A 26,187-nucleotide genomic window follows, 5' to 3' on the forward strand; every position below is an offset into this window, starting at 1 on the left:
CTGAAAGTGCTTTACAACCCGAAGGCCTTCTTCACACACGCGGCATGGCTGCATCAGGCTTGCGCCCATTGTGCAATATTCCCCACTGCTGCCTCCCGTAGGAGTCTGGGCCGTGTCTCAGTCCCAGTGTGGCTGATCATCCTCTCAAACCAGCTAGGGATCGTCGCCTTGGTGAGCCATTACCTCACCAACTAGCTAATCCCACTTGGGCTAATCTTATGGCGTGAGGCCCGAAGGTCCCCCACTTTGGTCCGTAGACATCATGCGGTATTAGCAGTCGTTTCCAACTGTTGTCCCCCACCATAAGGCATATTCCCAAGCATTACTCACCCGTCCGCCGCTCGTCAGCAGAGTAGCAAGCTACTCTCTGTTACCGCTCGACTTGCATGTGTTAGGCCTGCCGCCAGCGTTCAATCTGAGCCATGATCAAACTCTTCAATTAAAAGTTTTTTGTTTGAAGTAAACTTCAAACCGTGCTCAATGAATTCTGTATAAATTGACTATATAGTCACTCATAAGAAATTGAGACTCTAATTTTTTTGCTCCACTTAGTAAACTAAGCTTCGCTGTTAGAACTCAATCTGTACGAGTGCCCACACAGATGATTGCTTTATATTGTTAAAGAACGTTGCGACGTTGTCGCTAGGGATGCGTATAATACATCCTTAATTTTTCGAGTCAATACTTAATTTCAAACTTTCTTTCGATTATTTGAAACCGAAGTTTCACTTAACTCTCTGCTACGTTGTTCAGCGTCTTTCGTTGCTGCCCGCCGTGTCAGTGGGGTCGCATTATAGGGAGATCCAAAAACAGATCAACACTTTTTTTCGATCTTTTTACTGTTCGCTCAAAAAGCGAACTAAATTTACCGAAAACAGCAAAAACGGTCGCTATTATGGCTGTTTTTTAAGCCAATATTCATAATTTAATGCAAATTTCATTGCTATGTTCATTTAACTCGTTAAGATAGCAAGTTCACAATGTTAAATTAATGTTTATTTCTTGTTTATTGGTAGATCAAAATGAAATTACCCGATCAAAAATCTTTTCTTTTCTCCGTTATTCTTGCTGTTTTAGGTTTTGTGGTTGTTAAGTTCGCACTTGCAAGCTTAGCTTTAGACCCAGCATTGCTATTTGGTGCAGGCTTATTAATTGGTGCTTTAGTTATTGCAGCACTTTCATCAGCGTCAAGTGAGGAGGCCGAAGTAAAAACAAAAACACTTTATGTTGGCAACCTACCTTATCGTGCTAATGAAGGTGTTGTTCGTGCTTTATTCGAAGAACAAGGCAAAGTTTTCAATGTACGTTTATTAAAAGATAAAAATACAGGTAAACGTCGTGGCTTTGGTTTTGTTGAAATGGCTGAAGCTGATGCAGATAAAGCAATCAATCAATTAAATGATAGCGAATTCCAACAACGTACTTTAAAAGTGCGTGAAGCAAAACAAAAACAAGAGAACGAAGCTAACAGCTTTCGTGAGGGATCTGATCAGTCAGCGTAATAAGCTCAACGCTTAATTGCGAATGACCAATAGGAGCCGTTGCATAATAGTGCAGCGGCTTTTTTTTATCTGTAGTAAGAGTAAAGCCTCGTAGAGCAATTAAACTTTCAACGCGCTTAGCAATCGCTTTGCCTGAGTCAATAAGGAAGATCTGTTGTTTATAGTAGTCACTAATCGCGCTGGCTAGTAATGGAAAGTGTGTACAGCCAAGTACCAGTACATCTATATCTTCTGCTATCGCTAAATTACTCAATACTTTCTCAAGCTTTGCTTTATTGATTTTCTGCGTATGAAATAGTGTTTCTGCAATTTCTACCAGCTCAGTTGAGCCATATAAGCTGACTTGTGTGTCTTGGCTATGAGTACTAATTAAATTTGCAGTATAGCGACTCTTGATGGTTGATGGTGTTGCCAGTAAACCAATATGTTTGCTGTTACTTATAGCGCAAGCAGGTTTTATTGCAGGTACTACCCCGACAACTTCTATACTTGTGTGCTGACGAATAGTATCTAAGGCAGAGGTAGAGGCGGTATTACACGCAATAACTAGAATATCAACGTGTAAGTTTGCTGTCTCGATAAACTGTAGTAGCGCTAAAAGGCGGGCTATGATCGTTTGCTGACTTTGCGCGCCATAGGGCAATAAAGCATTGTCCATAAAATAACTATAATCAGCATCTGGGATCAATGCTTGGATCTGTTCAAGTACGGTTGTTCCACCTATACCAGAATCAAACACCATTATATGAACTGACAAACTGCTTACCTCGGATCATCAAAGATCAGCAGTTTGCCATGCAGCTTTATAAAAAGAAAGAAAGGACTATGCCTCTTCTTCTGTTGCCGAGCGTAGCTTATTCATTTGTTCGAACATTGCTTTGGTATAATCCACCAGCTTACTGACTTCTTCTTTATCTTGGTTTAACCATTGTAAGATGCCAGCCAGTTCATTTTGCAAACCAATATCGCCCGCTTTATTAAACGCCTGTTTCAAATCGTCATTAAATGGCGCTATTTTCTCAGCAACTTCTTTTTCAGGAGCAGGTTTATATTCTTCATACCCTTTAATCGCTGCTACTGTTTTGGTTTGTTTTAGATCCATGGTAAAGCCGACTAGTTGCTCGTTACCTAAGTTCAGCTCTTTAGCTTGTTCAAAGGCATCTTCTAATGAGCCAGAGAAGAATGTTTCGCTAACATTCTGCAAGTCTTCCATCAATTCATTGATAGCTTGCTGCTCTTGCTCATTTAAATCACCATTGACTGACATAGAGAATGATAAATCACGTGATTGCGAAGACTCACTGACAAAGGCTTCGTTGTCGCCATTTTTGCTATAACTGCTTGCAGACTTACTTTCGTATGCATCAGCAAAGCTAATACTGACTTCATCACCTTCAGCGGTGGTGAAAGTGTACTCCGCGTTATTACTTAAGCTGATGTATTGAGCTTGGCTGACTGAAACCGCATTAGGTTTAGGATTGAACAAGTCTTCTTCTAATTCATCAATACCTTTAAAGATACCTTCTTTAGACTTTTCGATACCCTCTTCGATGTCATCGTTAAGAATACCTGACTCTTTAAGCTCATCATACGCATCGTCGATGCCCATTTGCACACCTTTACGTGCATCACCTAGCATGCCTTTGAGTTTTTCATCATCAGCACCATCGGCTTTTGCTTTACGAAGTGCACCGCCAACAAAGTCGAGTACGTTTTTCACGATCTCTTCAAAGTCGAACAGCGGTTTATCTTTTTTCTCTTCGGCTTTAGGTAAACCAAGTGCCTCAGCAAGTTTATCATCAAGAACTTTTGCCGCGAGCTCACGACCGCGTTGTTGATAACTATCTTGACGATTTTGAATGGTAGGCTGCTGCAGAGCCTGTTTACCATTGTATTTATTCACATTTGTATTAGGCATATAGCCTAGGTTGCCAATTTTCATGATCCGACTCCATGTTATGGTTAACTCATTATCGGCCAAAAACCAAAGAACTTAAGTTTTTTGTATAAAAAAACGACACTAAAATAAATAACAAAACTAGACAAATCCTCAGCGCTCCCTACAATAGCGCCGTTATACAGCTAAGAGATAAAAGGTAATCAGCCATGGCGGTTATAAAAATTGATACAACTCAATATGATGCACAATTGAGTGAGAAAGAGCAGCGCATCACCTCACAGTTTCGACGTTTTGGGGTCGAAAAATTAGAAGTGTTCGGCTCTGATCCTATTCATTACCGCCAACGTGCAGAGTTTCGTGTTTGGCATGAAGGTGAAGACCTGTTTCACATCATGTTTGATCAACAAACTAAAGAAAAGATCCGCGTAGATGAGTTTGACCCTGCAGCACCTTTAGTGGGTGAAGTGATGCAAGCGATGATCGAAAACTTAAAAGACAATGAAGTTCTGCGCCGTAAGCTGTTTCAAATCGATTACCTTTCAAGCTTAAGTGGCGAGATCCTTGTTAGCTTATTGTATCACAAACAACTAGATGAGCAGTGGCTACAAGCAATTAAAGAGCTTAAAGCAAAACTGAGCACACAGTTTAAGATTGATTTTATTGGCCGTGCTCGTAAGCAAAAAGAAGTGATTGGTAATGATTACGTTATCGAGCGTTTAAACGTAAACGGTAAAGAGCTTATTTATCAGCAAGTCGAAAATAGCTTTACGCAACCGAATGCGAAAGTAAACATCAAGATGCTAGAGTGGGCACAAGCGCTTTGCCAACCCCTCAATAATGACTTACTGGAGTTATATTGTGGAAATGGTAACTTTTCGATTGCTCTTGCGGGTTCATTCGACCGGGTATTAGCCACTGAGATATCAAAATCATCGGTTTACTCAGCACAATACAATATTGCACAAAACAAGGTTGAGAACTTAGATATCATTCGTATGTCGAGTGAAGAGTTCACTCAAGCAATGAAAGGCGAACGTACCTTCTCTCGTTTAGATGGCATAGACCTGAAAAGCTATAACTGCCAAACAATCTTGGTGGATCCACCACGTGCTGGAATGGACACGCTAACTTGTGACCTAGTTGCGAACTACGACAACATTATTTATATCTCGTGTAATCCCGATACCCTAGAACGTGACCTTGATCACTTATGCAAAACCCATGAAGTAAAACGTTTTGCAATTTTTGATCAATTCCCTTACACCCATCACATTGAATCAGGTGTGTTTTTACAACGTAAATAAAATCACTCTGCCAGCGCAGCAAATAGCGCTGGCAACTGCTGCTCGCTGAATACAGCTATACCATTGTCAGTTAACAGCCTTGCAGTTAACCCCATCCCTGAAATTTTCTTTCCTGAATGACTACCATCGTAAATAGTATTGCGACCACATGACGGGCTTGATTCTTTTAACAACGCATAGCGAATGCCCTTTTTTTTGCAAAGTTTAAGTGCTTGTTCTGCGCCATAAGCAAACTGCACTGTGACATCTTGCGCATCTTTGGTAAGTACTCTACCCACTTTGATTTCTGCAGGCGGCCTTGGTGTAGGTAAGCCACCAGCTACTTCAGGGCAGAATGCAACGAGCCTTTCTTGCTGTTTAAGAGTTTCTAAACCAGGATGGAGTAAGTTTTGCGATTGCCCGTCATAACGAACAGGGTTTCCTAACAAACAGCTTGAAACTAATAGTTTTTGCATTTGCTTTACCAATAAAAAAGCTCCGCGAACGGAGCTTTGAATTAAATTTAACTAATTAGCTTATTTATCAGCTAGGTAGTTAATTAAATCTGCCATGCTCTTTGCATCACTGATGCCTGAGTCCGCACCTAAGATTAAGCGATATTTACCATTAACAATAAAAGTTGGAACGCCTTTTAAAGCACCTTTTTGTTGGTAGTATTCTTGGTCGCGTTTCATTTTAGACGCCATAGTACGTACAGAAAAGCTGTTGTAGTACTTATCAAAATCTTCAGCCGATACACCTTGTGAAACAAAGATGTCTTTCATATCAGCTAGTTCGTTAATACGAGCACGCTTACCGTGAATATGATTAAACACAGCGGCTACTAACGCGTCTTTCTGTGGTAACACATTAGCCGTCGCATAACCTTGCGCTAAGATGGTTTGAATTTCTGGATCACGAGGACCTGAAAAATCAACATGGCTCTTTTTGAGTTTAACGCCATCTTTAAGAAGTGTTTTAAGCTCTTTCACAACTGGCTCGAAGTTATTACAGTGTGGGCAGTAGAATGAGAAGAACTCTTTTACTTCTGGCTTTTTAGAAGCGCGTGCATCAATCGTTTCATAATGCTTACCTTCTTCATATTGAGCAGCTGAGGCATTTGCCGCTAAACCTAGCGTGGCAGCCATTAATACAGCTTTTACTAACTTGATCATTACTTCTTTACTCCAAAATTATTGTTTTAATAAAAATTCGACTAATTCATCAAGCATCTGCTGGCTCTTGATGGTATTTAAATTAATTTTGTATTTATCATTGACGATAAAAGTTGGTACACCTGTTAAGGCGCCCATGTCTGAATATTTTTGCTGCTTATCTTGCATCGCTTTTTCAGCGCTAATCACTGGCATGCTTGCAATTTCAGCATCAAACACTTCATTACTAATACCATTAGTTGCAAGTAGTGCTTTAACGTCTTTCATGTCTTTAAGTAAGGCACGTTGTCTATGGATGCTGTTAAAGATTTGATCAGCTACTTGTTCTGCTTTGCCATGTTGCTTAGCAATTAAGTAGGCATAGCTTAAGTTACTTTGAGTTTGCTTAGACACACCGCCTAAAAAGTTAACATGACTTTTTACAAATTCAGTCCCTTCAGGAAGACTTGCCGTTAATGCTTTTGCAACTGGTTCAAACTGAAAACAGTGTGGGCAATAAAATGAAAAGAACTCGGTTACTTGAGGTGTTGCACTTTTCTCAACTTTTAATACTTCGTATTGATTACCTGCTTCAAAATCAGCAGCAAAGGCCGCAAAAGGTAAACATAAAATGAGTAGACTTAACTTTAATTTTTTAAACATTGTTCTCTCGACTTTATTAACTTTAAAAATTTATGGTAATAATTTTAATGGTGCTTCTTGTAGCGCTGCAAGCTGTTCTTTTAACGCTAGTATTTGCTGCTCCCAGTATTTGTCTTCAGCAAACCATGAAAAGTTCCGCGGGAACGCAGGATCATCCCATCTTTTCGCCAACCAGCCCATGTAATGCACCATTCGCATCGCTCTAAGTGGTTCAATCAGCTTTAATTGGCTGTGATCAAAATCGCAAAATTCTTCGTATGCTGCGACTAAAGTGTCTAACTGTAACAGTTGATTGTTACGATCGCCACTGAGCATCATCCAAAGATCTTGAATTGCAGGCCCTTGTCGGCTGTCGTCTAAATCAACAAACATTAATGCATCACCAGACCACAGTATATTGCCGGCATGACAGTCACCGTGCAGACGAATAGTTTCAACATTTTTATACTGCTGTGTGGTTTCTTTGATCACCAAATCTAAAATAGTATAAAAGGCGTTCTCTAATGCCATTGGCACCAAGTTACTTGCCTGTAACTGAACTTTAGCTGTCTTAAGATATTCTTCACAGCTGATCACAGGTCTATGTTCAAATGGCTTTGCTTTTGCTACTTGGTGCATTCGCCCAATTAAGCGGCCAAGTACATCAAGTTGATCTAAATTATCAACTTCAAAAATGCGGCCCCCCACACTTGGGAATAACGTAAACAAATAACCATCATGCTCAAATAAGCTTTGCCCTTCGATAATTACAGGTGCAACAACTGGCACTTCGGCCTCAGCGAGTTCAAATGCAAATGCATGCTCTTCTAAGATTTGCGCCTTACTCCAGCGCTCTGGACGGTAAAACTTAACAACATAACGATGGCCATCTTCTGCTTTAAATTGATAAACACGGTTCTCGTAGCTATTTAATGCCAGCAGCCCTGATTCAGCATAAACACCGATACTTTCAACCGCATCTAAAATTGAATCGGGTGTAAGGTCTACAAAACTAAATTTACTCATAATGCCTCATCATATAAAAAAAGCGGGAAAATCCCGCTTTTTATTCATTCGCTCAGTGTACTTAATTATCGCGCCTTAAAGAAGTTACTCGGCTGTGAAATCTGCACATCAGGCTCACCATCGACAGAAAGTACGAACTCAAACTTCGTCATCGGCTTTTTCAAATCATAAGGATCAACAACCAATGACAGTGGCACGTTATAAGACTCGCCAGAAGGTACTGTGAAAGTTTGTTTGCCAATGTACTCAAAGTTATCAAGCCCTTCAACACGAATATTAAAGGTTTGCTGATGCTGAGCTTTGTTAATTACTTTTAGTGTATAGGTGTTTTCAACTAGGCCATTAAAGTCAACACGGTATAGCTGATTACGGTCACGGATGATATCCAACTCCATCGGTTTACGCATCGCAATATTTGCCACCAGCGCCCCTGTTAACACCACTAAGATAACTAAATAACCAATTAACTTAGGGCGCAGTGCGTGTGTTTTGTTGTCTGGCGTTTCTAAGTTGCGTTCTGTGGTGTAGGAAATAAGGCCGCGTGGGTAATTCATTTTATCCATCACCCCATCACACGCATCGATACATGCACCACAGTTAATACACTCATATTGTAAGCCGTTACGAATATCGATCCCCGTAGGGCACACCTGCACACATAAGTTACAGTCGATACAATCACCTAAGCCAAGCTCTTTTGGATCTTGCTTGCGTGAACGTGGGCCGCGGCTCTCACCACGTGCCTCATCATAGCTCACGGTAAAGGTGTCTTTATCGAACATAGCTGATTGAAAGCGAGAATAAGGACAAATGTGTAAACACATAATCTCGCGCATCCAACCCGCATTACCATAAGTACAGACTGCAAATACGGCTAAACAAATATACGAATACGCTGTTGCATCAAGGGTAAAAAGATCAGGTAGCAACTGGCGGATAGGCGTAAAATAACCAACAAAAGTAAACGCTGTATAAAGTGAGAATAACCACCAACTACCGTGCTTGGCGCTTTTTCGCCAAAACTTATCAAAGTCCATCGGGCGTTGATCTAGTTTCTTTCGCTGATTAGCTGTACCTTCAAACTTTTCTTCAAACCAAATAAAAATGAAAGTCCAAACAGTTTGTGGGCAAGTATAACCACACCAAACCCGTCCATAGAAAGTAGTTACTAAGAACAACGCAAACGCCGCCAACATTAAAATGAAAGCAAGGATAGTCAGATCTTGTGGCCAAAGCGTTAAACCAAAAATGTTAAACTTTTGCCCTACCAAATCGAACAGTACAGCTTGCTGGCCATGGAAGTTGATCCAAGGTAGTAGCATGAACGCAAGCATGCCGATAAAACCAATTCGTTGTCTCAACAGTTGGTGTAAACCCGTTACAGCTCGAACATAAATACGGTTACGTGGATTAAATCTATCATCGAGGGAAGCATTTTCCGGTTTCTGGATTTTTACTTCCGTTGGGATATTTTTAACCTTAATCTGATTATCCATTAAAATTCCTCAACGCCACTAGGAAATAATACTCAAACATATGTTTGCAGTAAGAGGTTTCTGTGCCAATAAGCAAATCAGAATACATCTCATTACGTTCAAAGATTTCTGAAACTTTAAATCTATATATTGCATTATACTCAATCTATGGAAAATTTCAGGGTTAGATTTCATATACGAACTTTTAACTATTTAATCGTATCTGCTTGCTTTTAAAACAACCATTTTATTAAACTTGCAGCTACCACCTATTCATTCAGATCAAAGTTTATTGGACTATGAAAAAGTTTCTCATCTTAGTGCTTATAATTTTAGCACTTTTCACAATTGATCATCCTTTGATCAAAGAACCTAGGGACAGGTTACTAGGTGAGGGAGTCGGTATGATTTCTGATGCTAGTAAGGTAAACCGAAGTCCTGCCGCTAATATGGCTAAAAATAATATTAAGTCACAACTTAATTTATCAAACTCAGAGCTTGAGTATATTGAAGACACATTCACTACCGACGATAAACTACAACTCTTTCACCTTCATTATTGCCGTGAAAAAGATATTAACTTGTACTTTTATGGCGAACGCTTGAATCGTGTTTGTAGTATTGTTTCGAATGCGCTTGAAGAAAGGCTAAACAAGTAATGGACTTTTCTGCTTTAAACAAAAAAACCAGCGACTCGTTTGCTAAACAACGTAATATGCTAAAGAAGCTGGGCAAGGGTCAAACCTTATACTGCGAAGAGTGTAAAGGCGCCCTCACCTTAGATTTGAAAACTGATCAGCCAGGTAAAGGCGTTGTATGCTGTGCCAAAGGTTGCACAAACATCCTACTCGAGCTGGGTTAGTTCCAGCTCTCATCATTATATAGTTGGCTATTTACAGCAACGACTTCAATTAACTCTGCAAAGCCAGCGGCGAATTCATTCATTACTTCATATTGCTGCTGGCATAGTTGCCCTTCTGATAAACCATTATCAGTTGCAAGGGCTGCAATTTCACTCGCTTCAAGGGTAAAAAAGCCTAAGCTTTGCAGAGCTGTAGCCAAGGCTTCTTTTAACTCATCAGCTAACTGTGGCGCGCTTAATAGCTTGTTAACGTAACCTTGCGCACCATGCATAAAACCTTGGCTCCAATGCTGACATTCTTGAATATCTAGGTATTGTTGCCCTTGCGAGCTCAGCTGTAGGCTCACAGGTAATGCAAAACCCGTCTCGAATACTTGTTCGCTGATCTGTTGATATAAAGCCATAAATGCAAACAGCACTTGCTCATCCATTTGCCCATCAGAACCAGGTGCAACTTCTTCTAACCACTGGTGAACATCAAGCGGCTCAGGAGCACAGATCACCGCAAATAAATAACCTTGGGTTTGCGCCAAGCTAAGCGCATCTTGATGCTGCGCTAAAAACTGACTTAAAAGCTCGCTTTGCTGCTTTGAAAACTCAGGTAATTGCATACTATTCAATTAATCCAATTTAAAAGTTAAGCGGATAACGACCTTCGTTATCAGGACGACCAAGAAACTTCGCAGCATCATGCACTTCTTTCGGTAAGCTTGCTTCAGGTTTAATATAACCAGCTACTTTAAAGTCTAGGTTCGCTTTTAATACTGCATCAGCTTCAAGCCCTAAACGGTTTTCAGGGTCTACAAGTACTGCTACATCACCGGATTTACAGCTTAAACGGCCACTTAAAGGACCAATGCTAAACCAGTTATTCATTCCTTTCACATCAATGTTCGGGCTCGCAATTTCGCCGCTTAGACTTTCACAATAAGGCTCGCCTGAACTGTACTCATCTAAATCTACAATCACACGACCTTGCGCACTAATCGGCAAAGGTAGTTGTAAACGTTGCATGGCACGTTCAACTGTTAAGCGTAAAGTGGTCTTTTTCACAGTAACCGCTTGGTTAAATAAACCGTAAGAAAAATCAGCATGGCCTGAAATATCCGCTTTATCACGAGGATCACCAAAACGTACCGTACCCACTAATTTACCTGTAAACAGTGACCACCCCGACAATTGCCAACGTACATTGTTTAATTGCTCACCATCAAAACGTACCTGCATAATGCGCCCGTCCCATAGCGTGCCACTGGCTTTACCTAATTGTAATTGCTTTGGTAAATGTGGCTTGGCTAAATCAAGTGCAACGGCAGCGGGTGTTTTTACCAGCGTAAACACCAAAAAACACATCACAAACACTGTGATTAATAAAATAACTCTTTTCATCGTTTACTTCTCTAGTACCAAACGACTTACACGCACAAAGCCTGATTTGTCATCTTTACTTAAATCTAAATTCTCGATTAGCACACCATGTGAATTAACCAGTTCATCTAACCATTCAACAAGGTTATTAAACTCAACAGAGTCAATGGTTAAACGAAGTGAATTGTCATTTGGCTGCATTTTGCTAATGATAATTTGATAACGATTACGGGTGCTATTAACGATTTGGCTTAAGCTACGGCTGCTCGTATTACGTGCATTACCACTCGCTTTAAGTTTAACAATACTTTCATCAACCCACGCCAACAGCTCTTGCTGTTTTATTGTGTCTTGCTCTGCTTTTTCGATAGCAGCGTTAAGTGGACGAAAGACCCCCATAACCAGCACAAAAATAACAAACACACCACCTGCAACCATTACAAGTTGCTGCTCTTGTTCTTTTAACGAGCGCCAATAATTGATTATTTGGTTTTTCATGCCGCACCTCGTAACTTAATTTCACCAACGACATAATCACCATCATTGTTCAGCGAGCCTTGATCTACGGTTAAGCCACGCTGCTCTAATATTGCTTTTACTTTACTGAATGACTGGAAATCTTTGCCGCGCGCGCGAATACGTAATTCGTTACGACCTTGATCGTAGCGAAGCGTTTCTGGTGTGAAGTCGTTTACTTCACTAAAAATCGAGACAAGATCGTTAGTCAAATCTAAGAAGCCAGCAGTGCTGCCACCTTCTATCAATGCAAGTTCGCTGCGAATTTGACTGCGGATAAGCTGAGGTCGCACTTTTTTATTTGGAAAAGCACGCTGATAATTAGCAACCACTTCTGCTTTTGCGGCTTCAAGCTGGTTATTTAACTTATAAAGCTCAAGCGACTTAACACCCACACTGCAAACTAGTGCAACACCTGCTGCAATAGCTGCTTTTTGCCAATAGCCCCACCAAATCGCTGATTTTTTCTTAAGCTGATAAACACCTTGGCGAAGGTTGAATTTCACTTCAGGTAACTGCTTAGCGAATAAGGCTAAAGGTAAATCGTATTGCTGCGTTTGAGCACTAAGGTTAACTGTATCAGGAAAAGCCGTTGCAGGGCTAAAGTGTGCAACATCAGGGTTACCTAATGCTGTTAAATAGCCAGCAAGCCAGTTCGGCTCTACAGCGGCAATATGCCAGTTACCCTGTTTACATAGCCACTGGCCATTAAGCTCAATAGCGCGTAACTGAGTATTGCCATCAACATCAGGTAACAATAAAGCATCCGGCAGTATTTTATATACTTCGATGCCATGCTCATTAAACTCTGCTAGCCATTGCTCAAACCATTCACGATCGGTCATCGCGATGTTAATAGCGTGCTTTTCATCAACAAGTGTTGGCTCAGCAATCGCTATGAACAAGTCATCAACATCACAGGCTATTTCTTCTTCTAGCATGTAAGGAAGTGCTTGCTCTAACTTACGGTTCCACTTAGTTGGTAGGGTAACTGTTTTAAGTTGTACCTGATCGCTTGGTAAAAGTGCGACTACTTCCCGTGATTGTGCTTTTTCTGTTAGCTCACCAAGTTGTGTTGCATTGGCAATTTCACCGCTGGCAATTATTTCTTGTTCTATTGGTGAGTAAATTAGCCAGTTAAGGCTGTCTTTCAACGTTTGACCCGTACGGATCAACAATATCTCTGTCACTGTACGCCTCCAAATTTTCGCGCCAGTATCGTTACTGTACCATTAGTGGCATGGAGTAAGGTGGTCATCGAAAAACGCAGCTCTGCAAATTCAGCCTGCGTTTGTAGTTTAAAATATTCACTGTTGATACTGAATAGATTTTCAACGGCTTTCACGTTTTGTGCGCCTTGTTGGTTAACCTCTTCAAAAAAAGCTTCTAAATCATCATACCCATCTTGAGGACGTGATGATAATACCGCTTCAGCGCCTGAAAGGCTTAAGCCATCAATAAGCGAGCTTAATAAAATCGCACTTTCTGCAGGTAGTGTATTAACGTTTATTTGCAGCAACTCACTGCCAGGAATAACACACACAAATGGTAAGAGTTTCTCCATAACGAGTGGGTTAAAACCTTTTACCAAACGAAGTTCAGAGGTCGAAGCAAAGTAACTATTTGCCGTCATATATGGGTATTGTCGAGATAAATACTCATCTTCTTCTGCACCCGAGCGATAGGTAATACTATCTTCATCTAACCAATCAAACACACTATCGGCCATGGCTTCTTCTGATTCATCAGTTGGTAAATTCTCAATGTTTTCTAATAATGCCAACAATGCCTTATGTGCTGGGTTCGTTTTATTATTTGGATCCGTCTGCGGATCTGGTTTTACATGCAATGCATTTAAGTTTAAACATGCTTGTAAATCAGTAATCGTGCCACTTAAGGTACCATTATCAACAGGATAAGGAACCCCGCCCTGCTGTGCCCAAATTTGCTCTAAATGCGTTTTATCAGGATCATCTTTTTTAGTTTGTTTTAGTGCTTTAATTGCCAGCTCTTCAGCTGCAAAGGCATACCATTTAGCCTGTTGATGGTTTTGAATATTGCTACTACGCTGCACTTGCACCATTAAATTAGCACTCATCTCAACGGCTAACATCGCAGCCAGCGCCACAATAAATAGCACAATAACAAGCGCCGCACCTTTGGAGCGATTCATTGTAGTCATGACTAGCCACCCGTTCCGCTATTATTATTGTTATTACCATTAGCGCCGTTATTACTATTATTTGTTTGAGTAGTTAATTTGCCCTCACCTGGCACCAAAAACACGCGACGAATTGGCTCCTGTTCTATTTTTTGAATAGTGACTGCAACCGCTTTTGGCAGCGCTTTAATTTGCCACTGCTCTTGCCACTCGTCTTTGTCATTTAAAAATTCAAACTTCAGATCTTCAATATCTTCTAAAATAACTTGTGAGCGCGGCTCCATGTTATCTAGTTGATCAACATACACCCGATACACTCGTTCAAGATTATCATCTATCACGCGATAACCAACCGCTTGCAGTTCAGAGCGCGGCAGTAGATTAATCGGGTTAATCCAACCATCACGAACAAAGCCAATACCATCGTATTGGCTATCAAGAATATAACGACCAGCCAAAACATACGTGTCTTGAAAATCACCGGCTTCGTTTCGAACCTGACGTTTAGTCATTTGACTAAAATCTTGGTCCATCAAACGAAATAAGGTTTGATAACCATTTAACTCAGCAATCGTCTCGTCTGAGGCTTCTTTTGCTTTGGTTGTCGAATCAAGAATTTGATGGGTCGATAACACCACAAAGGCTAAAATGCCCATGGCGACAATTACTTCAAGTAAGGTAAAACCGCGTTGCTTCACTACTTATCACCTTTATTCAAATAAGTAGAAAGCTCATACACTGGGTATTCAAGCTTTTCATCGGCGAACACGTTAATGGTGACCTTTACAAAGGTTTTATCAGCAGTAGGAACCACGTCCTGACGCCAGTACCATTCAAAACCAGCGAGTGTTTCAGTGCCTTTGACGCCACTTTTGCCTGTCCATTTATCGCCTTTAGCGCGCTGCTCAACCATTACGTTCTCGGCAACCCAAGAAGCATAAGTTTGTTCTTCAATCGACGATAGGTGATTAATGTGCTCACCGGTTGCCTGCATTGCGGCAATACCGGCCATTGCACAAATAGCCAAGGCAACCATCACTTCGAGTAAGGTAAAACCTGCTGACTTATTCATTACTCAGGCTCCATACGAAACTTTACCGGGGCCATAAATTCGCCTTCGATAAAATACTGTGGTTCACGCTCATCTTTAAGCTCGTAAATCAATTGAAACGCACTGACTTCGCCAGAAGATAAAATAAGGACTTGCGGTATTTTGAGCTTTTGCAGCTCAAGTAAGCTGTCTTCGTCACCACCGCTCATTAATTCACGCCAGTTGGACTGCTCTAGCAAGTTATCTTGTGCCCAGGCTAAATCATCAAGGTTAAGAGTGAGTTCAAAGCGCTCATCAACCTTAATTGGGGCAAACAATTTTTCACGGTCAAAAGTAACCCACTTATCACCGTCAAAAACTAAAAATTCAAATGTATCTTGGTCAAGATGAAAGCCCAGCTCAACCTGATTTAAAATCGCAAACTCAGACGCCATATTAATCGTAGTATGTAATCTGAGCGCTTGTTTTTCGAGTTCTTCTTCAGCACCTCCATCAAAACTGTAGGCAACCATTTTGGTGACAAAACCAATCACCACGAGCACCATTAATATTTCGATGAGGCTAAACCCTTTCGCGTGCTTAGCACGGCCAGCCAAACGCAAACGACCAAGGCTTACCATAATAGTAAGCCTTGATGTGTATAAGCTTTGTTCAGTTGGCTGAATTTAGGCATTATTACTTTTCTTCATCCCAGTTACCGATGTCATCATCAGTACCTGCTTCACCATCAGGACCCATTGAGAAGATATCAATTTTACCGATTTCTCCTGGGCTGATTAGCTGGTAAGGATTACCCCATGGATCTTCTGGTAACTTCTCAAGGAAACCGCCATCAGGAAAACGCTTTGGAATTGGCTCAATGCTTGTTTTATTCACTAGCGCTTCTAAGCCTTGCTCTGTGGTTGGATACGCTTTGTTTTTAAGCTTGTATAGGCTTAACGCATCTTCAATTTGTTGAATATCTAAGTGTGCTTTATCGATTGCAGCTTCTTCTTGCTGACCCATGATATTTGGCGCCACAATTGACATGATCATACCGATAATAACCAGTACTACCATGACTTCTAGTAATGAGAAACCTGACTGTTTGTTCACAAAAATACCTCTAACTTTCTTCAAAAATTTATTATAGAGCGGCAGTGTTAGCTGCTAATTGCTCTAGTGTTCCCTAATTTAAAGACCTACAGCCTTATTCATTGCCATAATCGGCTGTAGTATTGCCATTACAATAAACAATACAATTACCGCCATTGAAGCAATCATCGCGGGCTCTAATAGTTTCAGAGACACGTTTACCATGCTCTCAAACTCACGATCTTGGTTATTTGCAGCACGTTCCAGCATTTGCTCAAGTTCACCTGATTTTTCACCACTGGCTATCATGTGTAGCATCATAGGTGGGAAAAGTTTGGTTTGCTGAAGTGAAGCACGAAGGCTCGCCCCTTCACTTACACGTGTTGCAGCATCTTGCACTGACTTTTTCATTTTTTCGTTAGCCAGTACACCACCTGAGATACGCATCCCTTCAAGTAGCGGCACTGAGCTTGACGATAAAATACTTAAAGTTCGAGCAAAACGCGCCGTATTAACACCGCGAGCTACCTTACCAATGCCCGGTAAATGCAGCACTTTTTCGTCATACCAGTAACGAATATGCGGCTGTTTAAGCGCTTGCTTAATGGCCACAGCTAACACGGTTATAATGACTAAACTAATAAACCAGTAGTTTTGCACAAAATTACTGGCGGCCATTACCCATTCAGTCGTCCAGGGTAATACTTGTTTTGATTTTTCGAAGGTCTTCAAGATTTTTGGTACCACGGTACCTAATAATACAGAGACAATCGCAATAGCAAATACCACAAGAATGGTTGGATACACCATCGCCTGTGTGATTTGACTACGCATATGCTGACGTTGTTCCGTGTAATCTGCTAAACGATTTAAAACTTGGTCTAGGTGACCCGATTTTTCACCAGCTGCCACCATAGCACGATACAAATCATCAAAGACATGCGGAAACTCGCTCATGCCATCAGCTAAGGTATAACCTTCAACAACCTTTGAGCGCACGGCCATAAGCATGCGCTTTAAACGCGGCTTTTCACATTGCTCAGCCACCGCCATGACAGCCCCTTCAACAGGTAATGCTGACTGGATTAAGGTTGCAAGCTGACGGGTGATTAATGCTAAATCTGAAGTCGAAATTTTTGGTTTAAAGAAACTCCCAAATAAAGAGCCCTTTGCCCCAGTAGCTTGCTTTTCACCTTCTGCAGCAGCAACGACCTCTAAAGGCATTAAACCTTGATCGCGCAAAGTTTGGCGGATTTGCTTTACCGTATCGGCTTCAAGAATGCCTTTTTTCTCTTTACCTCTGCCGTCGAGGGCACGGTATTCAAATGCTGCCATGATTAACCTTCCTCACGTGTTACACGCAAGACTTCTTCTAAGGTAGTGCGACCTGCAAGCACGCGATTACAACCATCTTGGCGAATACTTGGGCTATGTTTACGAATATACTTTTCAACACTTTGTTCGCCTTTACCGCTGTGGATCATTTCACGAATTGTTTCATCAACAACCAGCAATTCATGAATACCCGTACGACCGCGATAACCATTAAAGTTACACTCTTCACAACCAACTGCACGATAAATTGTTGGCGGCTCAGCAGGATTAACACCTAGTAACTGACACTCGCGCTCATCAGCAATGTGACCTTCTTTACAGCTATTACACAAAGTACGCACTAAGCGTTGTGACAATACACCGAGTAACGATGATGACAGTAAGAAAGGCTCTACGCCCATGTCTTCCATACGCGTGATAGCACCAGCAGCCGTGTTAGTATGCAGTGTTGACATCACCAAGTGACCGGTTAATGACGCTTGCACACCAATTTGTGCTGTTTCAAGGTCACGGATCTCACCCACCATCACTACGTCAGGGTCTTGACGAAGAATAGCACGTAAGCCACGTGCAAAGGTCATATCAACTTTGGTATTAACCTGAGTTTGACCAATGCCTGGGATCTCGTACTCAATTGGATCTTCAACGGTAAGAATATTACGGTCCCGTGAATTAATTTGGCTCATGCCCGCATACAAGGTGGTACTTTTACCAGAACCCGTAGGACCGGTTACTAAGATAATACCGTGTGGCTTACTGATTAAATCAGCAAACAATTCACGGTTACGCTCAGTCATACCTAAATCTTCTAGGTTCAGGCGTGCGTTGTTTTTATCAAGTAGACGTAGCACGACACGCTCACCAAAGCTTGATGGCATAGTCGATACACGCACATCTACGGCACGACCAGCAATACGCAAACTAATACGGCCATCTTGCGGAATCCGCTTTTCAGCAATATCTAGTTTCGCCATAACCTTAATACGCGACACCAACAGTGAAGCGAGTTTACGATTCGGCTTTAAAACTTCTTTTAATACGCCATCAACCCTAAAGCGAATTACCAGCTCTTGCTCAAAGGTTTCGATATGAATATCTGAAGCACCTTCTTTAATTGCTTCGCTGAGCATCGCGTTTATCAGCTTGATGATTGGCGCATCATCATCACCTGCAAGGAGATCTTCAGTTTGCGGTAACTCATCTGCAAGCGAGAATAAATCAACCTCGTTGCCGATATCTTCCATCATTTGCTGTGTTTCAGAACTATCACGCTGATAAGAAGCCTCAAGCAACAGCTCAAATTTATCATCAGGTAATTGTTCTAGCGAAAAACCATGACCCGCAATACGACGCACCTCAAGTAAAGCGTTAACATCCAACTCACCGCGGTAATAAACTGTCCAGTTGTCTTGATCTTTACCTAACAGCACACCTGTGCGACGCGCATACGAGAATGGCAACCGCTTAGTTGGCAAGCTAACAAGATCATCACTTGTTAGCAGCTCATCATGATTAGCTGATACGTCTGATGCTAGCTCGTCATTGATTTCAGAAATTGCATTAGTCATCATTGCGCTCATTCGCGTTTTGTTGTTTTAGATATTCTTCGTAAGTTGGTGGTAATACTAAGGCATCATCCCACTCTGGAAGAATTGGCGCATCTTCTAATGGCATTAAATCAATACCATCTTCTTTTTGTTTGTGTTGTTCGCCACGGATAAAGTTATATTTTGAGTGGCTTAATTTATTCATGCTGATGCCATCGCGAACAATGGTAGGACGAATAAATACAATCAGGTTACGTTTACGCTTACTGGTGCTGGTTGAGCGGAATAAATGGCCAAGTACTGGAATATCACCTAATAATGGCACCTTAGAGACACTTTCTTGCACATCTTCATCAATCAAGCCGCCCAGTACAACCATACCACCATCATCAGCCATAACCGTGGTTTTAATGGCACGTTTGTTTACCGAAATATCTACCGCAGTAGCACCACTCACACTCGACACTTCTTGCTCAATCGTTAACTGAACTGCTGAACCGTCATTGATTTGTGGTGTCACTTTAAGTTTTACACCTACTTCTTGACGTTCAACTGTTTGGAATGGATTCGCATTATTTGAGCCTGTTTGCGAACCTGTGATAATCGGTACTTCTTGACCAACAATCATTGATGCTTCTTCGTTATCCATGGTCGTTACAGACGGCGTAGCAAGAATATTAGAGTTTGTATCGGTTGAAACAGCTTGGATAATTGCACCCCAATCGTTTTTAACAATCCCCATGGCTAAACCATTGATACCACCTAGTAATGAGGCAAGTGCCGTTAAGTCACCTTCTTGTGTTTCAGAAGTCTTGGTGACTGTACCAGTTTCGGTACCTACAACCGTACCTTCAATCGTTTTATCGCGTGCTTGCTCAGCTGCAACGGCTAACGAACCAACTGGTACTGTTGTGCCGTTGTTAAACTGCATCATTCCGCCTTGCTCTGAAATCCACTGTAAGCCTAAGTTGATACCATCAGCTTCTAAAACTTCAACAATGATAGCTTCAACTAAAACTTGCGCACGACGCACATCAAGACGCTCAATTACTTGCTCAAGCGAGCGCATGGTGTCAGGCTGTGCAGTAATAACAAGTGAATTTGAATCTGGGTGTGCTTCAATACTTGTTTCGTTTTGATTACGAGAGCGCGTTTTAGTTGCACCGCCTTGCGCATCTTCTGCTAGTGTTTTGCTTACGCCCTGCAATACTTTTACAAGGTCTTCTGCTTTGGCGTAATTAAGGTAGATAACTTTAGTGTTACCTTGGTTTTCTAATTCACCATCTAAACGGCTAATTAATTCAACAGCACGAGTACGCGCTTGCGCTTCACCACTGACAATCACACTGTTAGTTCGACCATCAGCAACTACTTTAGGAATTAGAAATTCTGGAACGCTTCCTTTACCGCCATCTTTATAAATATTCTCAACAACAGACACTACATCATCTGCGGTAGCAAACTTAAGCTTTACAATATCAACACGCTTGTCACCAGCTTGGTCAACAGAGCGGATAATTTCTACTAAGCGGTTAACTGACGCTGCATGGCCGGTCAACATCATCACGTTCGCAGCATTAAAGTTAGCAACGTGGCCGCCATCTTTTTGATCGCTAAATTGACGAACCAGCGGGCCAAGCTCTTGTACGCTTACATTTTTAACACGTACAACTCGCGTTACCATCATATCGCCACTGGCTTGGTTATCCTCAGTGATAAGCGGTACGTTCGACTTTTTAGCGTCAGAACTTTTTTCAATTTTGATAATACCGTTATCCATCTCTACAGCTGAATAACCATAAACCTCAAGTACATTTAAAAAGAACTGATAATAAAGCTTTTCATCCATTAACTCATAACTGCGCACATTTACTTTGCCACGCACATTTGGGTCAATAATGACGGTTTTATTTAAATTTTTACCAACGATATTAATAAACTCATTAATATCAGTGCCTTTAAAATTAGCCGCATACTCAACAGCTGAAACTGAAAGCGATAATCCTGTTAATAAAAAAAGCGCTGCATATTTAGCTAACCCTTTTTTGATTTTTGTGAGGTGTAGCGCGTGAACCATTCTATAAAAACTCCAAAGCTAGTTATTGCAGGCTAAATTGCACATCAATTTGCTCACCATCTCGTTCGATAGTGATACTTGCGTCAGTACTATTTCGTAATTCGTTTATTGCTGACATTGCCTGTTTCAAATCATTTAATTGATAGCCATTAATCGCAATAGCTAAATCATTATTCATTAGTCCCATTTGCTTGAATAAAGCAGGATCTTTACCTGGGCTTAAGCGGTACCCCACTAACTCGCCATCAACCATCGCTTGAGAGACGCGAATGTAGTCAAAGAGTTTACCGGGATCGTCTAATACTTCTTCACGCGTTTCGATGAGCGCTTCTTTTACCTCTTCATCTTCAGTCGCATTTATTTCATTATTTTCGACAAGTTGAGGGCCTGCGGTTAATTCTGATTCATCACGCTCTGCTAACACTGGCATAGACACCGTTTTCGTAAAATCTAGACCATCAAGCATTAACGTTTCAAAACGACCGCTAACATCTAAAATTACTCGGTCAGGTAATACTTGAGCAAGCTTGGCGCGAGTGCCTTTAATTGCATCATCGACAACATAGGTTTCTTGTTTTCCTTGAGATTCGATAATAGCAAGACCTGCTTGGTCATTTTGGCTTACAGCAACAATGCCGGTTAGGTTAATACTGAGACGTGTTTCAGGGGCGTTGTTAATGACTTGATTTTGTTTAGCGGCAGACTTTTTAGTTTCGACAACAACTTTGCCGAATAAATTTTGCTCAATTATTTGTCGAGAACTGACAGTCTCAACTCGCTTTGCCATGGTATTAACACCTGTTACTGGCAATGCGCTTGTATCGGGTTCTGGCCATACAAGCCAAAACAGCTTGGATGACAAAAAAGCAATGTAAACAACAACTAACAGCACTACAAATGCACTTAGCTTGGCATGAGGTAAGCCGTTCAAAAACTGTTTAACTTGTTGTAAGTGTTGATCCATAAACTCTATTTCTTATTTTAATTTACTGCTTGATAGCTGGCCTATAGTACCTTTTCATTTTTCATTCAACAAGCACACGTATATTAAACTTTGTAAACAAGGTAAATTCAACGAACAGGGGCTGCAAGGAATAACTATGACTGTTTCTTTGTGATTAAGTTTCATGGTAAATTTTGCCTATATATCAGCAGCTATAAAAGAGCACAATTGTGTCAAAAGGTAACACTCATAAGTCACAAGACAAACAAGACGAATTAAGCGTGCGCCTTGATAAATGGTTATGGGCTGCCCGCTTTTACAAAACCCGTTCAATAGCAAGAGACATGGTGCAAGGTGGCAAAGTGCATTATAATGGACAACGTACCAAGCCCAGTAAAATTGTCGAGGTAGGTGCAGTAGTTAAACTACTACAAGGGGTCGATGAAAAGGTAGTGACAATTGAAAAGATCCTTGAAAAACGTCAAGGCGCCCCCATTGCACAAACCTTATACCAAGAAACTCAAGCAAGCATTGAGAAACGCGAAGCAAATGCTATCGCCCGTAAGAACAACAGCTTCTTTGCTCCACATCCTGATCGTAAACCAGATAAGAAGCAAAGGCGTGAACTGTTAAAAATGAAATCAAGTTAGGTAATGCAACTCATGCAACAAGATTTACTTCATCGTTATATATTTGATCAGCTCGATGTACGTGGTGAACTCGTACAAATTGAAAACACTTTTCAAGAGATGATCGCAAACCATAATTACCCAGCACCTGTGCAAACCTTATTAGGTGAACTACTTGTTGCTACCTGCTTATTGACGGCTACTTTAAAGTTTGAAGGCGAAATTGCCGTTCAACTACAAGGCGACGGCCCTGTTAAATATGCCGTAATTAATGGTGACGATAAACAAAACATGCGAGGCATCGCACGCCTCCAAGGTGAAGTAACCGGTAGCTCAATAAAAGACTTAATTGGTAATGGCTATATGGTCATTACAATTACGCCGACTAAAGGTGAGCGATACCAAGGTATTGTACCGTTAGAACACGATAGCTTAGATAAATGCCTTGAAAACTATTTTGAGCAATCGGAACAATTAAAAACACGTCTTTGGTTTGCGACTGAAGTAACAGCAGACACAGCAAAAGCAGCAGGCTTATTCTTACAAGTATTACCCGTTAATAAAGAAAAGTCGGTAGAAGACTTTACTCATCTAGAAGCGATTAGCAACACAATCAAAGATGAAGAGTTACTAGGTTTAGATGCTAACACTGTGCTGACTCGACTTTACCATGAAGATAATCCTCAGTTATTCGAACCACAGTCTATTAGTTTCCGTTGTGGTTGTAGCAGAGACAAAACAATTGCTGCACTAGTTAATGTAGGTCAAAACGAATTACTTGCCGACGTGCAAGCAAATGGTGAAGTAAAAATTAGCTGTCATTATTGCTTAAAAGATTACATATTCAACGAGCAAGATATTAAAGCCATTTTTAATTAATACATCATAATAAATATTATTATATTCAAAGCCGCCATCAGTGCGGCTTTTTTATTAAAAATAATATCAAAACTAATGATACCGGTGTCATGAAAATGCGTCATTTTATGACACCGGTATCATTGAAATTATTCATGTTTTTTGCCAAATATATGCCTTTTTAGGCCCTTCAGACACTCGAATATCCCTAATCCTTCTGTTACTATTATTTTAGCAAAAGGGAAAACTAAGAACCCCAGAGCTATCCCGTTCAATCTCTCACAATTTAGGTATAAACATGACTGCAAACGCTACTAGTTTTGTTGATCTTACAGCAGCTGAACTTGTCGAACACGCTATTCGTCGTGGCGAAGGGACTCTAGCCGCTAATGGTGCTTTTGTTGCTAAAACCGGTGCTCGCACTGGCCGCTCTCCAAAAGATCGTTTTATTGTTCAAGAGCCAAGCACTGAAAACGAAATCCAATGGGGCAACGTTAACCGCCCATTCGATGCAGACAAGTTTGACGCGTTATGGGCACGTGTAGAAGAACAGGTGAAAAGCAACGACCACTTCATCTCTCACCTAGAAGTTGGCGCTGATCCTGAGCACTATTTACCAGTTGTAGTTACAACAGAAACTGCATGGCATCATATTTTTGCCAAAAACATGTTTATCGAACCTCAAACATACAATACTGCAGACTTCCCTGAGTGGCAGGTAATGAATGTACCTTCATTTGTATGTGACCCAGAGCGTGATGGTACTAACAGTGACGGCACTGTAATCATTAACTTCGCACAACGTAAAGTTCTACTAGCTGGTATGCGCTACGCTGGCGAAATGAAGAAATCAATGTTCTCTGTACAAAACTTCCTACTTCCTGCAAAAGGTGTATTACCAATGCACTGCTCTGCAAACGTAGGTGAAGCAGGCGACACTGCGTTATTCTTCGGTCTATCTGGTACAGGTAAAACAACATTATCTGCAGATCCTACTCGCTTCCTTATTGGTGATGACGAGCACGGTTGGGCACCTGGTAGCGTATTTAACATCGAAGGTGGTTGTTATGCTAAATGTATCGATCTTTCACAAAAGAACGAACCAGTTATTTGGAATGCAATTCGTTTCGGTACAATCTTAGAAAACGTGGTACTTGACGAAAACCGTGTACCAGATTTCCATGATACAAGCCTGACACAAAATAGCCGAGCTGCTTACCCACTAGAGCACGTTGAAAAACGTAAAGTAGAAAACCGTGCTGGTGAGCCAAAAGCCGTTGTATTCTTAACATGTGACGTAAGCGGTGTATTACCACCAGTTTCAGTACTAACTGAAGAAGCTGCTGCATACCACTTCTTAAGCGGTTACACAGCAAAAGTCGGTTCAACTGAAATCGGTTCTACAAGCGACATCGAGTCTACATTCTCAACATGTTTCGGTGCTCCTTTCTTCCCTCGTCCTGCTGGCGTTTATGCAGAGCTTCTAATGAAGCGTGTACGTGAATTCGGCGCGAAAGTATACCTAGTTAACACAGGTTGGACAGGTGGCCCTTACGGTACAGGTCAACGCTTTGACATCCCAACAACACGTGCTGTTGTTGATGCAATCGTATCAGGTAAACTGGCAGATGTTGAAACTCAACACATCGACGTTCTAAACCTAGATGTACCAGTTGCTGTTCCTGGTGTAGACAGCCAACTTCTTAACCCAATCAATACATGGGAAGATAAAGAGAAGTACGCAGAATATGCAAACAAACTAGCTTCTGACTTCACTGAAAACTTCGCTAAATACGATGTTTCAGAAGCAATCAAATCAGCAGGTCCAAAAGCTTAATACCAAGCTTACCCTCAGATTAAAAAACGCCAGCTATATGCTGGCGTTTTTGTTTTTGGTTCATAAGCTGATGAGTTGCGAGTTGCTAGAGTAAAGTTAGCGAGTTAGCAAGGGGAAAGTTTTAAGGCCTGGCGTAGGTTGGGTAGAGCGAAGCGAAACCCAACATAAAAAGAGCTATCAGCTTTCAGATGTCAGCGAACAGCCGCGCGGTGTGGTTTTTTGGGTAATACCATTCCGCTTAAATATCTGATCTAATATAGGCTATATAAAATCACCGGCTAATAACATTGAATCCAAACATATCTGAACAACTTTTAGCGCTTTCTCGTAAAGAACCAAACGCACGAAAACGCATGCGATTGCTTGCAGTGTCTTTATTTTATGAGGGTAATAGCCGAACCGATATTGCAAAACGTCTAAACACAGCAAGAAGTAGTGTGAATAAATGGGTTTCTAGTTACCTAGAGAATGGGCTGGGTGGTTTAGACAATAAGCCTATTCAAGGACGTCCATCAAGGCTGCAACCGCAGCAACTTGAACAACTGTCTGAATTTATAAAGCGCACGAACACAGAACTACGTGGTGGCCGCCTTACCGGTGAAGACATTGTGCATTACATTCACACTGAATTTGGTGTTCATTACCACTTAAATCATGTCTATAAAATTCTAAAGCAACTTGGCTTTAGTTGGATCACAAGCCGCTCTAAACACCCAAAACAATCATTACAGAGCCAAGAGGCTTTTAAAAAACTTCCAGCTGGAAACGATCCTTCACACACCAGGACACCTTCCTCTTGATCGGATCGACGTATGGTTTCAGGACGAAGCACGATTTGGCCAGCAAAATCCGACTACGCGCATTTGGGCTGAAACAGGCACTCGGCCACGGATTGTAAAACAACAGCAATTTGACTATGGATACTTATTTGGCGCGGTATGTCCAGC

The 26,187-nt window shown here is 41.3% G+C and carries 28 protein-coding genes and 1 rRNA gene; 8 read left to right on the top strand and 21 right to left on the bottom strand.

What is annotated here, in order from left to right; genetic code table 11:
- A 16S ribosomal RNA gene (locus IMPJCBKJ_RS08500) occupies positions 1 to 442 on the bottom strand; the annotation flags it as partial.
- A 580-nt stretch (positions 443 to 1,022) separates the two neighbouring features.
- On the opposite strand from IMPJCBKJ_RS08500, the gene IMPJCBKJ_RS08505 reads away from it, so the two are divergent.
- Positions 1,023 to 1,502: an RNA-binding protein gene (locus tag IMPJCBKJ_RS08505; protein WP_054564068.1), complete on the top strand. Its 480-nt coding sequence runs from the start codon at positions 1,023 to 1,025 to the stop codon at positions 1,500 to 1,502.
- On the opposite strand, the gene murI is transcribed toward IMPJCBKJ_RS08505, so the two are convergent.
- Positions 1,465 to 2,259: a glutamate racemase gene (gene murI, locus IMPJCBKJ_RS08510; protein ID WP_166339794.1), complete on the bottom strand. Its 795-nt coding sequence runs from the start codon at positions 2,257 to 2,259 to the stop codon at positions 1,465 to 1,467. The two genes, IMPJCBKJ_RS08505 and murI, sit on opposite strands and share 38 nt — an antisense overlap.
- 66 nt (positions 2,260 to 2,325) lie before the next feature.
- Positions 2,326 to 3,444 carry a DUF5610 domain-containing protein gene (locus IMPJCBKJ_RS08515; protein WP_166339796.1) on the bottom strand — a complete coding sequence of 373 codons (1,119 nt, stop codon included), beginning with the start codon at positions 3,442 to 3,444 and terminating at the stop codon, positions 2,326 to 2,328.
- A gap of 164 nt (positions 3,445 to 3,608) precedes the next feature.
- Between IMPJCBKJ_RS08515 and trmA the strand changes: the two genes are divergently transcribed.
- Positions 3,609 to 4,706, top strand: coding sequence for a tRNA (uridine(54)-C5)-methyltransferase TrmA (gene trmA, locus IMPJCBKJ_RS08520; RefSeq protein WP_138601224.1), 1,098 nt, complete (start codon positions 3,609 to 3,611; stop codon positions 4,704 to 4,706).
- 2 nt (positions 4,707 to 4,708) lie between these two features.
- Here the strand turns inward: trmA and IMPJCBKJ_RS08525 are convergent, their stop codons facing one another.
- From IMPJCBKJ_RS08525 to ccoG, 5 genes are all read right to left on the bottom strand, one after another.
- Positions 4,709 to 5,161 (bottom strand): DUF523 domain-containing protein, encoded by a 453-nt coding sequence (locus IMPJCBKJ_RS08525; RefSeq protein WP_166339798.1) that lies wholly within the window; start codon positions 5,159 to 5,161, stop codon positions 4,709 to 4,711.
- Between the two features lie 60 nt (positions 5,162 to 5,221).
- Positions 5,222 to 5,860 (bottom strand): thiol:disulfide interchange protein DsbA/DsbL, encoded by a 639-nt coding sequence (locus IMPJCBKJ_RS08530; protein WP_166339800.1) that lies wholly within the window; start codon positions 5,858 to 5,860, stop codon positions 5,222 to 5,224.
- Between the two features lie 18 nt (positions 5,861 to 5,878).
- A complete protein-coding gene (locus tag IMPJCBKJ_RS08535; RefSeq protein WP_138601233.1) occupies positions 5,879 to 6,502 on the bottom strand; it encodes a thiol:disulfide interchange protein DsbA/DsbL in 624 nt (207 codons plus the stop codon).
- 30 nt (positions 6,503 to 6,532) lie between these two features.
- Positions 6,533 to 7,507 (bottom strand): serine/threonine protein kinase, encoded by a 975-nt coding sequence (locus IMPJCBKJ_RS08540; RefSeq protein WP_166339802.1) that lies wholly within the window; start codon positions 7,505 to 7,507, stop codon positions 6,533 to 6,535.
- A gap of 65 nt (positions 7,508 to 7,572) precedes the next feature.
- Positions 7,573 to 9,003: a cytochrome c oxidase accessory protein CcoG gene (gene ccoG, locus IMPJCBKJ_RS08545; RefSeq protein WP_138619575.1), complete on the bottom strand. Its 1,431-nt coding sequence runs from the start codon at positions 9,001 to 9,003 to the stop codon at positions 7,573 to 7,575.
- Between the two features lie 278 nt (positions 9,004 to 9,281).
- Here ccoG and IMPJCBKJ_RS08550 point away from each other — a divergent pair, with 278 nt between their 5' ends.
- Both IMPJCBKJ_RS08550 and IMPJCBKJ_RS20700 read left to right on the top strand, forming a co-directional pair.
- On the top strand, positions 9,282 to 9,641 hold the full coding sequence (locus IMPJCBKJ_RS08550) for a hypothetical protein (protein ID WP_054554852.1): 360 nt from the start codon (positions 9,282 to 9,284) through the stop codon (positions 9,639 to 9,641).
- Complete coding sequence (locus tag IMPJCBKJ_RS20700; protein ID WP_054554851.1) at positions 9,641 to 9,844, top strand: hypothetical protein; 204 nt, start codon at positions 9,641 to 9,643, stop codon at positions 9,842 to 9,844. The genes IMPJCBKJ_RS08550 and IMPJCBKJ_RS20700 overlap by 1 nt, the downstream gene beginning before the upstream one ends.
- On the opposite strand, the gene IMPJCBKJ_RS08560 is transcribed toward IMPJCBKJ_RS20700, so the two are convergent.
- The 13 genes from IMPJCBKJ_RS08560 to gspC all read right to left on the bottom strand — a co-directional run bounded on the left by IMPJCBKJ_RS08560 (position 9,841) and on the right by gspC (position 21,937).
- Positions 9,841 to 10,455 (bottom strand): YecA family protein, encoded by a 615-nt coding sequence (locus IMPJCBKJ_RS08560; protein ID WP_166339812.1) that lies wholly within the window; start codon positions 10,453 to 10,455, stop codon positions 9,841 to 9,843. The two genes, IMPJCBKJ_RS20700 and IMPJCBKJ_RS08560, sit on opposite strands and share 4 nt — an antisense overlap.
- A 19-nt stretch (positions 10,456 to 10,474) precedes the next feature.
- The gene (locus IMPJCBKJ_RS08565) at positions 10,475 to 11,233 is read right to left on the bottom strand and encodes a type II secretion system protein N (protein ID WP_138601242.1); all 759 of its coding nucleotides are present in this window, start codon (positions 11,231 to 11,233) and stop codon (positions 10,475 to 10,477) included.
- A gap of 3 nt (positions 11,234 to 11,236) precedes the next feature.
- Positions 11,237 to 11,710 (bottom strand): type II secretion system protein M, encoded by a 474-nt coding sequence (locus tag IMPJCBKJ_RS08570; RefSeq protein WP_054554848.1) that lies wholly within the window; start codon positions 11,708 to 11,710, stop codon positions 11,237 to 11,239.
- Positions 11,707 to 12,918 carry a type II secretion system protein GspL gene (gene gspL, locus IMPJCBKJ_RS08575; RefSeq protein ID WP_166339804.1) on the bottom strand — a complete coding sequence of 404 codons (1,212 nt, stop codon included), beginning with the start codon at positions 12,916 to 12,918 and terminating at the stop codon, positions 11,707 to 11,709. Before gspL ends, IMPJCBKJ_RS08570 begins: the two co-directional genes overlap by 4 nt.
- On the bottom strand, positions 12,915 to 13,901 hold the full coding sequence (gene gspK / locus IMPJCBKJ_RS08580) for a type II secretion system minor pseudopilin GspK (protein ID WP_138601263.1): 987 nt from the start codon (positions 13,899 to 13,901) through the stop codon (positions 12,915 to 12,917). The genes gspL and gspK overlap by 4 nt, the downstream gene beginning before the upstream one ends.
- Before the next feature lie 11 nt (positions 13,902 to 13,912).
- A complete protein-coding gene (gspJ, locus tag IMPJCBKJ_RS08585) occupies positions 13,913 to 14,587 on the bottom strand; it encodes a type II secretion system minor pseudopilin GspJ (protein WP_166339806.1) in 675 nt (224 codons plus the stop codon).
- On the bottom strand, positions 14,587 to 14,961 hold the full coding sequence (gene gspI / locus IMPJCBKJ_RS08590) for a type II secretion system minor pseudopilin GspI (protein ID WP_054554845.1): 375 nt from the start codon (positions 14,959 to 14,961) through the stop codon (positions 14,587 to 14,589). The genes gspJ and gspI overlap by 1 nt, the downstream gene beginning before the upstream one ends.
- Positions 14,961 to 15,560, bottom strand: coding sequence for a prepilin-type N-terminal cleavage/methylation domain-containing protein (locus tag IMPJCBKJ_RS08595; RefSeq protein WP_054554844.1), 600 nt, complete (start codon positions 15,558 to 15,560; stop codon positions 14,961 to 14,963). Before IMPJCBKJ_RS08595 ends, gspI begins: the two co-directional genes overlap by 1 nt.
- Positions 15,561 to 15,615: 55 nt before the next feature.
- Positions 15,616 to 16,035: a type II secretion system major pseudopilin GspG gene (gspG, locus tag IMPJCBKJ_RS08600; protein ID WP_054554843.1), complete on the bottom strand. Its 420-nt coding sequence runs from the start codon at positions 16,033 to 16,035 to the stop codon at positions 15,616 to 15,618.
- Positions 16,036 to 16,113: 78 nt separating this feature from the next.
- Positions 16,114 to 17,349, bottom strand: a complete 1,236-nt coding sequence (gspF, locus tag IMPJCBKJ_RS08605; protein WP_054554842.1) for a type II secretion system inner membrane protein GspF — start codon at positions 17,347 to 17,349, stop codon at positions 16,114 to 16,116.
- Between the two features lie 2 nt (positions 17,350 to 17,351).
- Entirely contained in the window at positions 17,352 to 18,917 is a 1,566-nt protein-coding gene (gene gspE, locus IMPJCBKJ_RS08610; RefSeq protein WP_054554841.1) for a type II secretion system ATPase GspE, read from the bottom strand.
- A complete protein-coding gene (gspD, locus tag IMPJCBKJ_RS08615) occupies positions 18,910 to 20,973 on the bottom strand; it encodes a type II secretion system secretin GspD (protein ID WP_054554840.1) in 2,064 nt (687 codons plus the stop codon). The genes gspE and gspD overlap by 8 nt, the downstream gene beginning before the upstream one ends.
- Before the next feature lie 22 nt (positions 20,974 to 20,995).
- Complete coding sequence (gene gspC / locus IMPJCBKJ_RS08620) at positions 20,996 to 21,937, bottom strand: type II secretion system protein GspC (protein ID WP_138601248.1); 942 nt, start codon at positions 21,935 to 21,937, stop codon at positions 20,996 to 20,998.
- Positions 21,938 to 22,146: 209 nt separating this feature from the next.
- On the opposite strand from gspC, the gene hslR reads away from it, so the two are divergent.
- From hslR to IMPJCBKJ_RS08640, 4 genes are all read left to right on the top strand, one after another.
- Positions 22,147 to 22,566 carry a ribosome-associated heat shock protein Hsp15 gene (gene hslR, locus IMPJCBKJ_RS08625; RefSeq protein WP_054554838.1) on the top strand — a complete coding sequence of 140 codons (420 nt, stop codon included), beginning with the start codon at positions 22,147 to 22,149 and terminating at the stop codon, positions 22,564 to 22,566.
- A gap of 12 nt (positions 22,567 to 22,578) precedes the next feature.
- Positions 22,579 to 23,424: an Hsp33 family molecular chaperone HslO gene (gene hslO / locus IMPJCBKJ_RS08630; protein WP_054554862.1), complete on the top strand. Its 846-nt coding sequence runs from the start codon at positions 22,579 to 22,581 to the stop codon at positions 23,422 to 23,424.
- 277 nt (positions 23,425 to 23,701) lie between these two features.
- The gene (locus IMPJCBKJ_RS08635) at positions 23,702 to 25,240 is read left to right on the top strand and encodes a phosphoenolpyruvate carboxykinase (RefSeq protein ID WP_166339808.1); all 1,539 of its coding nucleotides are present in this window, start codon (positions 23,702 to 23,704) and stop codon (positions 25,238 to 25,240) included.
- 287 nt (positions 25,241 to 25,527) lie between these two features.
- Positions 25,528 to 26,040, top strand: coding sequence for an IS630 family transposase (locus IMPJCBKJ_RS08640; RefSeq protein WP_166339810.1), 513 nt, complete (start codon positions 25,528 to 25,530; stop codon positions 26,038 to 26,040).
- The last annotated feature ends 147 nt before the right edge of the window (positions 26,041 to 26,187 follow it).

The sequence above is a fragment of the Pseudoalteromonas sp. MB47 genome (assembly GCF_011319765.1).
Classification (GTDB): Bacteria; Pseudomonadota; Gammaproteobacteria; order Enterobacterales; family Alteromonadaceae; genus Pseudoalteromonas; species Pseudoalteromonas simplex.